Source organism: Spirosoma endophyticum, assembly GCF_900112365.1.
Taxonomy (GTDB): Bacteria; Bacteroidota; Bacteroidia; order Cytophagales; family Spirosomataceae; genus Spirosoma; species Spirosoma endophyticum.
In genome coordinates this window covers 62,066-77,289 of the sequence record NZ_FOLQ01000017.1, presented here as the reverse complement: position 1 = coordinate 77,289, position 15,224 = coordinate 62,066, and the positions used below count along the sequence as shown (strand labels likewise).

The window sequence follows — 15,224 nt, the reverse complement described above, 5'->3', positions numbered from 1 at the left end:
TACGGGCTAACTCAGGTCAATATCCAGGATTCTGCTTCAAATCAGGATTGGTAATGATCTCGCTCACCGGAATCGGATAGAGCAGATCCCGGTCTGTAATATTAAAAGCGGTGGCGATGGGTGCGCTACCCGCCGGATAATAATACGCCTGCGGATTAGCCTTGATTTTGGCCGCCTTAGCGGTCATTACCTGAATTGCCAATCCACTACGTACCAGATCGTGCCAGCGTTTATTTTCAAAAGCCAGCTCAACCTTACGTTCTTTCAGAATACTGGCTCGCATACTAGCCTGACTTCCAGCGGACAACGGGGGTAAACCTGCCCGTGCCCGCACCAGATTCAGATAACCAGCGGCATCCGCCTGACTACCTTGCTCGTTCGCTACTTCAGCCAGCATCAACAGCACTTCGGCATACCGGTAGATCGGGCCGTTGTCAGCCGTTTGCCCATAAATTGCGTGGGGATGTAGGTATTTTTTAATGTAGGGCGTACGATTATACGACGTTATTCCGATCAGGGGTGATGGACCCGTATAAAAACCGATGGAAGCCGAAAACCGCTGATCCTTGAGCGTATCTTCGTAAACCTTCAGCAAATCGGGCGTTGGTACATTGTAGCCACCGTAATTTTGTTGCGATGCAGGCTTTACACCCGTAAGTATCGACGGGTCGGCCAGTATGGGAATAAACAGATAGGGCAGTGCATTATAGATGGCCTGTGATGTTCCCTCGGCATATTGTACATCGAAAATTATCTCAGGATTGCCTTTGTTGGTCGGCTTAAAAATATCCGCGTAATTGGGCAACAGGCTATAGCCAAGCGTTGTCACTGTTTTCAGGGCGGTTTCGGCATCAGCCCAGGATTTCTGATCGATATACGCATCAGCCAGGAGCGTGTAAGCGGCTCCCGACGTAGCACGACCGGGTGCCGACGCTTTAGCGGGTAAGAGTTTAGCGGCTGCCGCTGCATCGGCAACAATCTGTTTATACACGTCGGTGGCTTCGGCTCTTGCTTTGAAAGTTTCTTTGTAGCCTGAGGCTGACTCCAGAAATAGCGGAACACCGCCGAAGTTTTTTACCAGATCGAAATACGCATAAGCCCGCAAAAAAAGCGCCTGCCCTTTCAGGTTCGATTTAACAGCATCATCGAAACTGGCGGCATCAATTGTTTTCAGTACCTGGTTTGCCCGGGCTATAATCAGATAGCAATTCGTCCACTTGCCCGACGTATACGTGTTGTTGGTTTCAAGCGTAAACGTAGCAGGGTCTTCCTGCGGCTTTCCGCCACGCTGGGCAACATTATAAATAAAGAATGTATTGTCGGAACGCATCTCGTTCAGAATCCAATCCTGATTGTAAAGTCCCTGAAGGGGGGCGTAAATCCCACCGACGGCCTGTTCAAAGTCCGCCTGCGACTGGTAGAAACTATCGGACGTCAATGACGTTTCTGGAATGACATCCAAAAAGTCACGGCAGGCACTTAGCGAAAAAAACAGGATACTTAGAGCTATGAGTTTGATTTTCATGACAAATCCTTTTTTAGAAACCGATATTTACTCCGAAACTGACCGTGCGGGGAACGGGATACGATCCTTCGTCGACACCCGGCGAGCTGCCGCTGGACACATTCCGTGTGTTCACTTCCGGATTTCCCGGATATTTTGTAATAAGCCAGGCATTCTGGATGCTGCTGTATACCCGCAGGCTTCGGATGGTTTTTACTTTTAGCGGTAATGTATAGCCCAGGGTAATGTTCTTGAACGACAGGAAGCTACCGTCTTTAAGGTACCGCGTACTCCATCGATCGCGTTCCAGGTACGTAGTGCCCTGCTGCACACTGCCGTATTTGCCCGCGCCGGGGTCTGTGGGTGATTTCCAGCGGTCTTTTACTTCTTCCAGTACGTTAAACGGGCCATCGAGATTGGTCAGCCAGTTTTCGTAATGCGCCAGAATCTGGTTTCCATAATTTCCGGTAATCGTCAGGCCCAGATCAAAATTCCGGTAGTTGAGTTGATTGGTCAGACCAAAGATATAGGTAGGCCAGGGCGTTCCGGTTGTGGTATAATCTTCCGGGAACGTGATCTTGCCATCGCCGTTCAGATCCTTAAACTTAATTGTTCCTATTTGAGAATCAGTATATTTCGGCGAATTGTCAAAATCCTGCTTATCCTTATAAACACCATCCCAGACGGCTCCGTAAAATAAACCAACGGGCGAACCAACCTGCGATATATGGCTATAGAAACCATAATTGACCATACCCTGGTAGATGGCATTGGTTTTTTCGGTCGATAGTTTTTCTACCCGGTTCCGGTCGAAAGAAAGATTGAGGGTAGTCGTCCAGGTCAGCCGGCTGTTGCGGATATTGGTGGTGCTGAGGCCAATTTCGTGCCCCCAGAATTTCAGCTCGCCAATGTTGGTTTGAATACTACTAAACCCCGACGATACGGGAACCGAGACGTTATAGAGCAGATCGCTGGACGTAGTACGGTAGTAGTTATACGTCAGCTGAATCCGATCATTCAGCAGGTAAACATCGGCCCCTATATTAAACTGCTTTTTTCGTTCCCAACCCAGGTTGTTATCGCCCAGGTTGTTGGCGGCTCTACCCTGGAAAAGCGTATTGCCGAAGTCGTAGTAGACCGGGCCAACCGTCGATCGGAAGGAGTAATTACCGATTTCGAAGTTACCCGTGATCCCGTAGCTTGCTCGCAGTTTCAAAAATGAAATGGGCGTTACGCGCCAGAAATTCTCTTTCGACACAATCCAGCCCACCGAAGCCGACGGGAAATTCCCCCAGCGATTGTTGGGTCCAAAGCGCGACGAACCATCCCGACGAACGGAAGCCGTGAAGAGGTATTTACTTTTATAGTTGTAATTCAGACGGGCCAGAAACGACAACAAAGCCCATTTCTGCACATCGCTGGTAACGACAACCCGCCCAGCGGCACTGACTGCCTGCACTTTATCATCGGTGTAATTGGTCGCTGTAATCAGGTTGTTCTCACTTCGAAATTGCTGAGCGGTGAAATCGACCAGCGCGTCGATGCTATGCCCGTTAAATTCGTTCTGATACGTCAGCGAGTTTTCGTTCATCCAGTTGTACATCCGGGTCGTGTTGTCCGAGCCACTCGGAATGCGGGGCGGAGGGGTGAACAAAACGCCAATGGTCGACGGGTTAAACTGGGCTATACTGTTGTTGCTCAGCTGGATATTGGCCGTTGTTTTGGCTTTCAAGCCTTTAATAATTTCGTATTCAACGTAGGCATTGGAAAGCAGCCCCTGTGTTTTGTTCTTATATACTTTTTCCTGGGCTACCCGCAACCAGTTTGGGTTGCCAAATGAGGCCGGGTCCGAAGCCGTCAGCGCCAGACTCCCATCGGCATTGTACGGGCTGGCAAGAGGACTTGTTGCCAGTGCGCCTGATATAATATTTTCGGTGCCATACGGTCCGCCATCGGTTGCAAAGTTGGTGTTATAAGCGTAATTGGGCGCCAGATTGAAGCCGACTTTAATTTTATCGCTGGGCGTAAATACGGTATTTACACGAAGCGAAAGCCGTTGAAAGCCCGTTCCAATCACGACACCATCCTCTTTAAAATAGCCGCCGGTGACAGAGGTAAGGAAGTTTTTAGCGCCGGAACGTAGTGTCAGGTTATAACTCTGAACAGCACCGGTTCGAGTTACGACGTCAAACCAGTTGGTGCCTTTTCCGGCGTATTGTGCCGGATTCTGGAAAGCCGGATTCACCGCTCTCCCGTTCGATTCAGCAATTTCTTTCTGAAACTGAGCGTATTCCTCGGCGTTCATCATTTTCAGCTTCCGGGCATCGGGAATCTTTTCAAAGCCGTAGTAGGCGCTAAAATCGATTTGTGTTTTGCCCGCTTTAGCCTGTTTCGTCTGAATCAAGACCACCCCGTTACCTGCCCGCGATCCGTAGAGCGATGAGGACGCTGCGTCTTTCAACACACTAATGCTTTCAATTTCGGCCGGATTGATCGTGTTGATATCGCCGGTAATGGGCATTCCATCGACCACATACAGCGGGTTAGCCCCAGCGGTAATAGACACCGACCCCCGAACTTTGATATTCATGCCCTCGCCGGGTCGCCCGCTCACCTGGTCAATACGTACACCGACCAGTTTACCCTGTAGCATTTGAGCAACCTGTGCTACGGGCGGATCTTTCAGTTCTTTGGCAGAAGCAATGGCGATGGCCCCCGTAATATCCTCCTTTTGCTGCGTACCATAGCCCACCACCACCACTTCATTCAGCGATTTCAGGTCGGGAACAAGTTGCACGTCGACCACAGTGCGGTTGCCAACGAGCACTTCCTGATTACTGTAGCCAACAAACGAAAAAACCAGGGCCGTTGTCGCCTTGCTGCCCGGATCGTCCGGAATAACCAGCTTGTATTTACCCTCCGCATCGGTTGTGGTGCCACGCGTGGTCCCTTTGTGAACGACACTTACACCCGGCATGCCTTCACCCGCTTCACTGGTAACAGTCCCGGCGATGGTTATGTCGACAAGTTCAGTTGACGCCGAATAGGGAGCGGGGGCCACGTCGCCAACGTCTTCGGCTGTTGGCCCACGCACAATGGCAATCTGACTCCCCGTTACTACGTAGCGAAGTTGCAGCGGCCTCAACAGCCGTTCGAGCACAACGGCCAGTTTTTCCTCCGTAGCCGATAACGAAACTTTCTGATCAATATGGACAATCTGCCGACTATATACGAACTTGACATGCGCCGTTTTTTCCAGCGTCAGCAGTGCCTGCCGGATCGTGTTATTGTCCAGCCGAAGGCTGACTCGTTGTTCCAGAAGCTCCTGACCCTTAGCCGCCAGCGCTCCATTCGTCAACGCAACCGTAAGCAACAACTGGAGTAGCGAAATTCGCATAAGCATCCGAATCGTTTCGTGGTTTGTAAACTTGTACATAACTTGTGGTAGGTTTAGTTATTCCGGGCAAAGGCGTAGCTACACCGGTCGGCGGTGGCCCGAAATTGCCGCCCGATCGGTCAAATACCCCCGCTATGTTCGCAGCATAGCGGGATTTTTTATATATGTTTCAGGAGCAGCCTTTGCTCGTAATGATGATGCGCGTATCGACTACCTCATACGTTGCGCCAATGGAAGCACACAGCAACTGGAGTTGATCGTACAGGGAAACACCAGCCAGTGATGCGGTTAAGGTGCAATGACGTAGCGTTGAGGTATCATAGATAATTTCGACGCCGTAGGCTTTTTTCAATCGCTCGAAAACATTCACTGCGGGTGTATCGTCGAAACTGAACGTTTCCGGACTTTCGGATGCTGAAACAATTATTGATGGTCTGGAGACCAGCTCTTTCTGATAACTATGCTGGCTGGCATCGTAGGTCACCTGCTGATTGGCCGTCAGCACAACCCCCGACTTGTTCGTATTCGACGATTTTCGGGACGTAATCCAGTCTTTTCGATCCATTACCGACACTTTCCCCGATAGGACAGACACCATCATCCGGGCATCACCCGGTCGGGCGTGCACCCGAAATCGAGTACCGAGTACCCGCGTAACGAGGCTACCACTATAGACTAAAAAGGGGCGCTCCCCTTCATGAACGACTGAAAACAGGGCCTCCCCTTTTAGGGTAACTTCCCGTTTATCAGTGTCAAACGAGCGAGGATAGGATGCCTTACTATGCGCCATCAACGTCATCTGACTACCATCGGGCAGGGAAATCTGAACGGGCTGGGACGTACCATTGGTTTGATTTATCCACGCTTCGGTTGATGGATGATCGAAGCTATCCAGGTATTTGGCCGTTGCGCTCGGCGACGCTAGCTCTCGTTCCTGCATCAACCACCAGCCCGTGCCCAGAAGCAACACCACTGAAGCCGCAGCCAGCCAGCGATACTGGTTCAGTGAAGATTTGAGAACAACCCAGCGCGATGGTGTCGGTACGTGGCGGGTTAGTTTAACGATACGTTCCACCTCCAGCTGTTCCTGCTCGGACGACAGAGTATGTGGGCGGTTTTTAAGGGCTTCGGCCATATCTTTTGCCAACAGCAACGTTTCCCGTTGTTGCGGGTTTTGTTGCTGCCACTGCTCCCAGAACTGACGCGCTTCGGGTTGCTGGTGTTTCACCCAGGCCAGAAACCAGTCATCTGTCAGAAAATCTTCGACTGTATAGCGTTGATACGTTTTCATACCGTGTGCGAATAGTATCGTTTTGGTCGTTAGTAGGCGCGTTTTCCAGATTGATACTCAGCGTACGGTTAGTAGTTCGTCGGCGATTCGTTCAGCAACCAGTAGCCAATAGCCCACCAGCGACAGCAACGACGGCCAGCTTTCGCGTAAACGACTCAATCCCCGATGCAATAGATTCGCTACCGATTGTTTATTGACGGCCAGTATATCAGCGATTTCGTCATTCGACAATTCGGCATAAAATTTCAGGTGAATGGCTTCCCGCTGCCGGTCGGATAGTTGGGCTAACAAGGCATTCAGACGCGCCGTTTGATAGTCGGACAGTTCGGTACGTATCAATGCCTGTTCGGCCGTAATCTCTTCCGAACTGACATCATCAAATGTAATGCTTCCCTCGCTGACCGTAGACGAATGCCGCATCACCTCTCGGTAGATCTTCCGACGTAGTGATTTATAAAGATACGGCCGGATATAAGGCGTTTGCACGATCTTGTGACGATACGTCCATAAGTTCAGAAAAAGATCTTGCAGGCAATCTTTCAGCAGATCGGCATCGCGGGTGAAGCGACCACCGTAGAAATGCAACTCCCGGTAAAAATGCTGAACCAGGCCTTGAAAAGCCTCCTGCTGCCCTTCTCTGAATTGCTGCCAGAGTAAGGTTTCGTCGGTTTTCTCCCAGGCGGTTTGCGGCTGACGGCTTATGTCGGATTTCAGCATAGTCTCCCAGAGTTTATCAGCGATTTGAGTCAACGGCCTCACAGGCAGCGCTGTCGGCCGATACGCTGGTTAATAGGAGAGAAAATTCAAATAATACTCAGTATTGTGCAAAAATTATATAAATAAATTGTACCTGCTTACTGTAAGATTACTGGCTTAACATTCCAGTATCCATCAGTAAGCAGGCACAAGATTATTGTTGGCCGATAGTGCGTTGAGCTTTAAAATTTACTGACTCACCCGCCCCGGTTCGCGGACGTTGGCGCCGGTACGTTTCTGAATGTCATCCCCCAGATCAATGCGGGCTTCTTCGGCCAGTTTTTCCAACTTGGCAACGAGTTCAGGATGTTGCTCTTTCACATCATAGCGCTCACTCGGATCACGACGGAGGTCATAGAGCGCAACGGGAAATTCGTGCGTTTCGGTACTAGGGCCCGGCTTGCCATTCTGGCCCGGCAGGAAGCCTTCATACGTTCGGCCGGGATGGGCAAATACCAGTTTCCAATCGCCTTGACGGACAGCTTCCAGGCTGTTTTTTCGGTAGTAATAGTAGAAATGATCGCGGGGAGTTACGGTATTGTCGCCTTTTAGCAACGCAATCCAATCGACACCATCGATACGTTGTTTGGGCAATCGGGCACCGCAGAGCTTAGCGACCGTTGGGAGAATATCCATCGTTGTCAGCAGTTTGTTGCTCACCCGACCGGCGGGCACTACACCCGGCCAGCGCACCAGGCAAGGCACACGGTGACCACCTTCAAACGACGTTCCTTTCCCTTCCCGAAAACCACCCGCCGAACCGGCGTGATCGCCATAATTCAACCAGGGGCCATTGTCGCTGATAAAAATGACCAGCGTATTTTTCTCCAATCCCTGTTGCTTCAACTCGTCCAATACTTTCCCAATCGACCAGTCCAGTTCGGTCAGTACGTCGCCGAAAATACCCCGTGCGCTTTTCCCTTTGAACTGGGCCGAAGCAGCCAGCGGTACGTGTGGTAGCGGGTGCGGTACATATAGGAAAAACGGCTTCTTCTTGTGGTTTCGAATGAACGAAATCGCCCGCTCCGTAACATTCGACGTAATGTGGCTGGCGTCGTCTAAATTTTTGATTTCTTCTTTCTGTTCGTTGCCCTCAATCCAACGTAGCGGAGGGTAATTTGCCTGGGCCTGAGCCGGGTGTAACGGCCACATGTCGTGTGAATAGGGCACACCATAATATTCATCAAAGCCTTGCTGCAAGGGTAAAAACTTTTTATTATCGCCCAGATGCCATTTACCAAAAATGCCAGTGGCATAACCCCGCTCTTTCAGCAGATCGGCCAGGGTTTCTTCGTTTGGATTCAGGCCAATCAGTGAATTAGGCCCCAGCGCGCCCGAAATGCCCAGACGATTTGGGTAGCACCCCGTCAGTAAAGCGGCCCGCGACGCACTGCACACAGCCTGAGCCGCCAGGAAGTTCGTGAAACGGGTACCTTCAGCGGCCAGGCGATCCAGATTGGGCGTCGTGTAGTCCAGCGCACCCGTAACAGACAGGTCACCGTAGCCCAGATCATCCATAAAAAACAGGACAACGTTGGGCGGTGAGGCTGGAGCCGGTTTCTCGACCCAGGCACTAATGAGCAGTCCAAGGCCAATCAGCGAAAAAACACTTAGAAGAAGACGAGACAAACGTTTAGGAATAAATGCCATACAAGCTGTTTTTAGAGGAATAGTAGAATCCTAATTGTGAATCCAAGTGGTCTTAAATAATATTCTGTCATGCTGACCGGTCAGCATGACAGAAACACAACCATTACCAACCCGGATTCTGCGTGAGCGTTGGGGTTAGGTTTCGTTCCCGCTGTGGGATTGGCCAAAGATAATGACGGGCTTTGTCAAACGTCCGGTTAACGGCGGTTACCTGAATCGTTGCTAATGCGCCATTCGCATCTTTGTAGGTGATCCCGTAAACGGAGCCGGGCACTACGGTTTCGGCTGTTTTCCACCGGCGAATATCGAAAAGATGAACACCTTCAAAAGCGAGTTCAAGCGTGCGCTCCCGCCGAACGATAGTCCGCAAGTCGGCCTGGGTTGACGTGCTGCTGATCGCTGGTTGCTTCACGTCTGTTCGACCGCTACGTACCGTATTGATGGCGGTTATCACACTCGCATCCAACTGATTCAGTTCAATTTTTGCTTCGGCGTAGGTCAGCAAAATCTCGGCATACCGTAACAGAATGATATTAATTCCACCGTTGACCGGGTTCGCGTAATCCTCAGCATTAATGTATTTTTTGATATTAAAACCCGTTGTCGAGGCAATGTACGTATTCCCAACGGCATCAGCCGTGCCGCTGTTTGGCGCCGGTTGGAACGCAATGCCACTGGGCAATGCATCACCCGCCAGAAACACCGAAAATTTAAGCCGGGGGTCACGGTTCACATACGGATTGGCCGGATCGTAGCCACTCGTCGGGTCCGTTATGAGTTTGCCCGCTGTCGTTTCGTACATGTCCACGAGGGCTTTTGTTGGTACATACGTACTCTGAGCGTTTTTCTGGCTGTAAGGCCCCAGCAGGTTAAAGACGTTGATTGGGTACGTATCTTTGATGAACTGTCGATCCAATAGAACTTCCTTATTGTTTTCAGCCGCTATGGTGAACAGCTTTTCATACGTATCATTCAGGCCGTAAATCCCCAGCTTCATCACCTGATCGGCGGCATCGGCGGCTTGCTGATACCGACCGGCAAACAGGTTGGCCCGCGCCCGTAAACCAAGTGCCGCGCCTTTAGTCACACGACCTTTATCGACGGCGGCATAAGTCGTCGGCAAAAGGGCTGCCGCATCTGAAAGCTCCTTATCCACAAAATCCCATATCTGCGAGACTGTTGCACGGGTCAGTGTGCGACTCTCATCCAGCGTAATAGCCGTGGTGATCAGGGGAACATCACCAAACAGCGCGGCCAGTTTCAGATACTGATACGCCCGCAACGCTTTGGCTTCTCCCTTGAACTGGTTGATGAGCGCGGTATTGGTCGACGTCACCTTATCAACGTTCTCCAGATAATAATTACAGGCCCGGATTCCCTTGTAAGCCCGTGTCCATTCGCCAAAAACCTTTGAACTGGTGGCGTCATACTGCCCCAGTTCGACATACGCCTGCACATCAAACGGCTGGTTGGTGTGGGCAATGTCCGTCATGGCATCCCAACTGATGATGTTGGTGCTATCGAGATCCGTATAGAGGGAATTCGCGGCTAGCCGGGCATCGTTCTCAGTTTTCCAGAACAGACTTTCCGACAAGCGGTCGTTGGGAACCGTCTCCAACAACTCCCGGTCGCAGGACGTTAGCGTCAGTCCCGAGAGAGTAACCAGGCCAGCCAATAGTATATAATTCGTTCGTTTCATGATCGTAACTGTGAATCGAGATGGGTCAGGTTAGAAGTGCAGGTTAAGGCCGAGGGTATACAGCGCCGTTTGCGGATAATAAACACCCCGACCTGATCCGGCTTCGGGGTCCAGATGCCACTCATTCAGTTTCGAAATAGTAAAAATATTTGTCGCTGATACGTAGGCACGAATCCGATTTAGCCGCACTTTATTAGCAATGGCCGCTGGCAGTGAGTAGGCAACTTGAACGTTCTTCAGTCGGACATACGAGCCATCAATAACCAGCCGGTCGGAGGTTGCTACGTTCCGTAGATCAAACTTGAGGGGTCGGGCAAAGCGAGCGCCAGTGTTCTCAGGCGTCCAGTAATTGTTGGCATAAATCGAGGCCGTAAACCCCTCCTGATTGCCCATTTCGGCCAGCGAACCCGCCAGGCGAGTATCTACTTTGGCGGCTCCCTGAAAGAGCAGGCTCAGCTCAAAATTCCGGTACGAAAAATTAGAATTGAGCCCGAACGTGAACTTGGGAAACGAGTTACCAATGTTGGTCATGTCATTGGCGTCGATCTTGCCATCGCCGTTCAAATCCACGTATTTCACGTCGCCGGGTTTGGTATTGGCGGCATAGGTCGCCTTGTATTCCGTAATCTGCTGCTGCGTCTGAAACAGCCCGTCGGTTTTGTACCCCCACAACGTATTGATGGGCAGCCCCACGGCAATAATGTAGCGGGGATCAATGTCCGAACCCGTGATGTATGGGCCGGTCCCTTTCAGGTCAACGACTTTGTTATCGTTTATGCTGAAGTTGGCGCCAAGATTGTATTGCAACGCTGATGGGTTCTTGCCACCCCGATAGCTCAGGCTAAATTCCCAGCCCTTATTCTCCACAGAACCCGCATTTTGCGGAGGAGCCAGAAGGCCAACCGTTGCCGGAATATCCAGGTTCAGTAGAATATCCGAGGTAAGTTTCCGGTAATAATCAACCGTCAGATTCATCCGCCGATTCAGGAAGGAAGCGTCCAGACCCAAATCCAGTTGCTTGGTTGACTCCCACCCCAGACTGGTATTGGCCAGCGTTGTCTGGCGATAGCCCTGCACGGAGGCTCCGTTGAAATCATAGCCACTGGCTGCGAGTGCCGCGTAATAACTGTACAAATTCACGGACTGATTCCCCGTTACACCCCAGGAACCCCGCACCTTCAGGTCGTTCACTGTCGATTGCAGCCCCTGCCAGAAGCTCTCTTTCGACAGTCGCCAGCCCGCCGAGAAAGACGGGAAGAAACTGTACTGTTTTTCGCCGGTAAATTTGGACGAACCATCGTAGCGACCATTTACTTCCAGCAGATATTTGCCGTCGTAATCGTAATTGATACGTCCGAAATACGAGCGTAATCCATAAATGGCATCACTCCCGCTGTTGCTTTTCGTACCGTCGTTGGCGCCCTGGCTAATGGATTGGATGTCGTTATTATAAAACCGTTCGCGGTAGGCCGTCAAAAACGTTTGTGTGTTGCCAATCTGCGAGTAACCCAGCAAACCCTTGAAATTGTGGCTACCCAAACTCTTCTCGTAGGTGAGCAGGTTGATCAGCGTGTATTCCCGCAACGTATTACGCACTTCGGTCAGGCTGTTGTTGGCCACCGTTTTCGTAATGTTCGTAATCTTATCGACGTTGGTAAAGGCGTTTGTGTAGTTTTTCTCCGACGTAAAAAATCCCCGACCCGCCAGTTGCGTCGAGAACGTCAGTCCGTCAACAATCTCCCATTCGGCCTTGACGTAGCCCGCCAGATAGTCCGTGAACCGTTTTGAATCACCCCCTATTTCGGCGTTCATGAGTGGATTATTCCCCTGCGTACTCAATCCATACGTACCATCGGCATATTTCGGTACGGCCCAGAGCGACCCGTGATACAGGCGGTCAATTGGATCGACCGTGGGCGCTACCGAATAGTTATAGCGGTAATTAATGTCGCCACTGACGCGAATTTTGGGCGAAATCGTATAGTCCGTATTCAGGCGAATTTCGCCGATCTTACTGGCGTAGTGCGTAATGATACCCGCCTGATCCTGATAGCGCAGGCTCAACCGGGTACGTATCGCTTCGTTGCCGCCCGATACGGCAATGGTGTGGTTTTGCTGCGGAGCCGCATGCAGCACCGTTTGAAACCAGGTGTTCGGCAGTGGATATCTCTCGCGGTCAGTAGCGGTGATATACGCCTGAATGGACGCTTCCGTGAACCGGGCGGGCAGTGCCGAACCGGCATTTGTGTAGGCCGCTACCTGCATCCGCATGTAGTCTTCCAGTCCCATCATCTGCGGTTTATTGATCGAATTCTGAATGGCGTAATAGCCGTTGTAATCGACCTGAACTTTGCTGCCTTTCGCGCGTTTCGTCGTCACGACAACAACGCCGTTGGTGGCTCTGGACCCGTAAATGGCCGTGGAGGCCGCATCTTTCAACACCGTGACTGTCTCAATATCATCGGGATTAATATCAGACAATCGCTGCTCGATCCCATCGACGATCACCAGCGCGTCGTTCTTGCTCAGATCATAACTGCCGGTGCTCCCGCTGGTGCTATTATTGATACCGTTGGAGTTGGTGCTGCCGATATTAAACGTAGTGATACCCCGAACGCGGATCGCCGTGTTGGTGCGACCGGGCGAACCACCCTGATCCAATACCGTCACGCCGGGCATTTGCCCCTGTAAGGATTGCTGGATATTGGAAACGGGTCGCCGGGCAATTTCCTCGGCCCCAATTTGCGAGACCGAATTGGTCAGGCTATTCCGTTTCTGAGTACCATAACCCACCACCACAACTTCATCAAGCTGCTTATTGTCAGTTACTAAAGCGACATCGAGTTTACTACGTCTGTTCACGGAAACCTCCTGCGTCGTGAAGCCAATCCCCGAAAAAACCAGAATGGCATCGGCGGGTGCGTCGATGGTAAACTTACCGTTGGCATCTGTGCTGGTGCCTTTCGTCGTGTTCTTAATCACTACGTTAATGCCGGGCAGCGTTTCGCCATTTTGCCCCTTCACGGTTCCGGTGATTGGGTCGGCTGCGACTTCCGTTCTGGTCACGGCCAGCAACGTAGCCGGCTGGGCTTTGGCGATGGATTCCGTCAATGGATTCGATTCCTGACCAAGTGTAGATTCGGAAAGCGGGCCATCAACGAACGTCACTTTCTTCGCTTTCTTGTCGCCCAGAATCAGGTACGAATTGCTGTTTACTTTTTTGAAGCGTAGCCTCAGCGGTTGTAGCAGGGTACCTAAGTTTTTTTCGAGCGTCGCTTTCGAGTCCACGCTTTCCGGCGTGACAGAAATGCCTTCCACTGTTCGGAGTTCAAACATAATGTTGACGCCATACTGCGATTTCAGGTCGTTCAATACGTCTTTTAGCTGACGACTTACCGCTTTCGCCTGTGCAATCTGGGTTGGTTGGACATTACTGGCGAATACAACTGACTGCGACCAGCCCGGCTGAATACCGGCGAGCAACAGCATTGACAAAAGACCCACAATAGGGCTTTTTCGTAAAGGATTTGTCATAGGAGTGATAAGGTTAATTGATTGTGTCCTTGAATCGGACCTGAGTAAGTTATCAGCAGGCAAGTCGTTGAGTGCTTTGCCTTCAGGCAATATAAATCCCTATTGTTTTAGGGCATCCTATACGTTGGAGAGATCATTGAAGTTGGCAGGAACACGATAAGTATTGTAAATTGATAGGCAAAGGTTAATAAGCGACACTAGTTTTCCAAGCAAAATTTAAAAAATTGACTATCAGTCATTTACCCTTTAGTCTATCGAGAATTACTGTTATTCAGAACCCAGTCAGTTACCTGCCTGAACCGTTAGAACAGCATTCCAATGAGCCTGAGGCTGTTAGTTCACAACATACTATTTGTCCATGATTTGAACCTGATTACCCTGCCGCACTACGTTGACATCTAATAATTCGGAGATGGATTGTAAAAGTTGGTCGACGTTATCTGCCTGGAAGGAACCCATCAGTACCCGCCCGGCCAGCGCCTGGTCTTTGATCTTAACCTGGAGACCATAATTTTCTTCGAGCATGTAAGCGACTTCCTCTAGCGTGGTTTCCTGGAAGACGAAACGCTTCTCTTTAACAACGGGTTGAGTTTGCAACTGCTTTACCGTTTTCAGCGCGATATGATTCTTGCGGTCGAGCAGGACCAGGTCACCGGGTTTCATGGTTAGCTGGCGGGCAGTCTGGCCTTCCTGATACTGAAGCTGTACTTTGCCCCTGTTCAGCACGACTCTTGCCCCCCGCTTCCGGGCAAAAACGGTGAATTCGGTGCCCAGCACAACAACCTCTAGCTGGTTATCCGTTTTCACGACAAATTTCTGATTGGTAGCCGTGTGCGTCACCGAAAAATTGGCTTCGCCCCTTAGCAACACGTCACGGGTTTTCTGCCCAAATCCCCAGCGGGGCACACGTAGCGTCGAATTCGGCTGTAGCGCCACCGTGCTTCCATCGTCCAGTCGAATGAAACGAGATTTTCCAAAGGGCGTTTGGTACGTTCGATATAGAATCTGATTACGAAATAGCAGCGCACCAAGGCCAAGAACTAGTAACACTGAAGCCGCTACCAGCCAGGTCCTGGTATACCAACGTATTGGCAACGAGACGATTGGCGCTTCTATCACCTCCTCCATTTCCTCCTTATGCGGATTCTCCGTCAAAAAATTAACATACCGCTGGAAACTCCGTTCGGGTTGAGTCAGATACTGCGGATGTTGAATTTCCCACTCTTCCAGCCACTCGTAATATTGTTCCTCGTTCTCCCGCTGCCGAAGCCACTGCGCAATCAGCTCGCGCTGGAGCGGGGACGTTTTGCGGGCGAAGTGGCTAACGATTAAGGCCTTGTTAATTTCCGATTCCATGGTTGCATCAGTCTGGGTATTGATAAGACAACGTTGA

The 15,224-nt window shown here is 50.9% G+C and carries 8 protein-coding genes; all 8 read right to left on the bottom strand.

Going from position 1 to position 15,224, the window contains the following annotated elements:
- Positions 1-16: 16 nt before the first annotated feature.
- Complete coding sequence (locus tag BM202_RS27785; protein ID WP_093832377.1) at positions 17-1,525, bottom strand: RagB/SusD family nutrient uptake outer membrane protein; 1,509 nt, start codon at positions 1,523-1,525, stop codon at positions 17-19.
- Between the two features lie 13 nt (positions 1,526-1,538).
- Entirely contained in the window at positions 1,539-4,940 is a 3,402-nt protein-coding gene (locus BM202_RS27780) for a TonB-dependent receptor (protein ID WP_245776803.1), read from the bottom strand.
- Positions 4,941-5,070: 130 nt separating this feature from the next.
- Positions 5,071-6,192 (bottom strand): FecR family protein, encoded by a 1,122-nt coding sequence (locus BM202_RS27775; protein ID WP_093832375.1) that lies wholly within the window; start codon positions 6,190-6,192, stop codon positions 5,071-5,073.
- A 57-nt stretch (positions 6,193-6,249) separates the two neighbouring features.
- Positions 6,250-6,909 carry an RNA polymerase sigma factor gene (locus BM202_RS27770; protein ID WP_093832373.1) on the bottom strand — a complete coding sequence of 220 codons (660 nt, stop codon included), beginning with the start codon at positions 6,907-6,909 and terminating at the stop codon, positions 6,250-6,252.
- Between the two features lie 228 nt (positions 6,910-7,137).
- Entirely contained in the window at positions 7,138-8,598 is a 1,461-nt protein-coding gene (locus BM202_RS27765) for a sulfatase family protein (RefSeq protein ID WP_093832371.1), read from the bottom strand.
- A 103-nt stretch (positions 8,599-8,701) separates the two neighbouring features.
- Positions 8,702-10,297: a RagB/SusD family nutrient uptake outer membrane protein gene (locus tag BM202_RS27760; protein WP_093832369.1), complete on the bottom strand. Its 1,596-nt coding sequence runs from the start codon at positions 10,295-10,297 to the stop codon at positions 8,702-8,704.
- 30 nt (positions 10,298-10,327) lie between these two features.
- Entirely contained in the window at positions 10,328-13,831 is a 3,504-nt protein-coding gene (locus tag BM202_RS27755) for a SusC/RagA family TonB-linked outer membrane protein (RefSeq protein ID WP_093832367.1), read from the bottom strand.
- A gap of 348 nt (positions 13,832-14,179) precedes the next feature.
- Complete coding sequence (locus tag BM202_RS27750; protein ID WP_093832366.1) at positions 14,180-15,187, bottom strand: FecR family protein; 1,008 nt, start codon at positions 15,185-15,187, stop codon at positions 14,180-14,182.
- Positions 15,188-15,224 lie beyond the last annotated feature (37 nt).

Bases quoted from the DNA above. Each gene is read 5' to 3' on its own strand.
- BM202_RS27785 (WP_093832377.1), bottom strand. From the start codon at position 1,525: ATGAAAATCAAACTCATAGCTCTAAGTATCCTGTTTTTTTCGCTAAGT.
- BM202_RS27780 (WP_245776803.1), bottom strand. From the start codon at position 4,940: ATGTACAAGTTTACAAACCACGAAACGATTCGGATGCTTATGCGAATT.
- BM202_RS27775 (WP_093832375.1), bottom strand. From the start codon at position 6,192: ATGAAAACGTATCAACGCTATACAGTCGAAGATTTTCTGACAGATGAC.
- BM202_RS27770 (WP_093832373.1), bottom strand. From the start codon at position 6,909: ATGCTGAAATCCGACATAAGCCGTCAGCCGCAAACCGCCTGGGAGAAA.
- BM202_RS27765 (WP_093832371.1), bottom strand. From the start codon at position 8,598: ATGGCATTTATTCCTAAACGTTTGTCTCGTCTTCTTCTAAGTGTTTTT.
- BM202_RS27760 (WP_093832369.1), bottom strand. From the start codon at position 10,297: ATGAAACGAACGAATTATATACTATTGGCTGGCCTGGTTACTCTCTCG.
- BM202_RS27755 (WP_093832367.1), bottom strand. From the start codon at position 13,831: ATGACAAATCCTTTACGAAAAAGCCCTATTGTGGGTCTTTTGTCAATG.
- BM202_RS27750 (WP_093832366.1), bottom strand. From the start codon at position 15,187: ATGGAATCGGAAATTAACAAGGCCTTAATCGTTAGCCACTTCGCCCGC.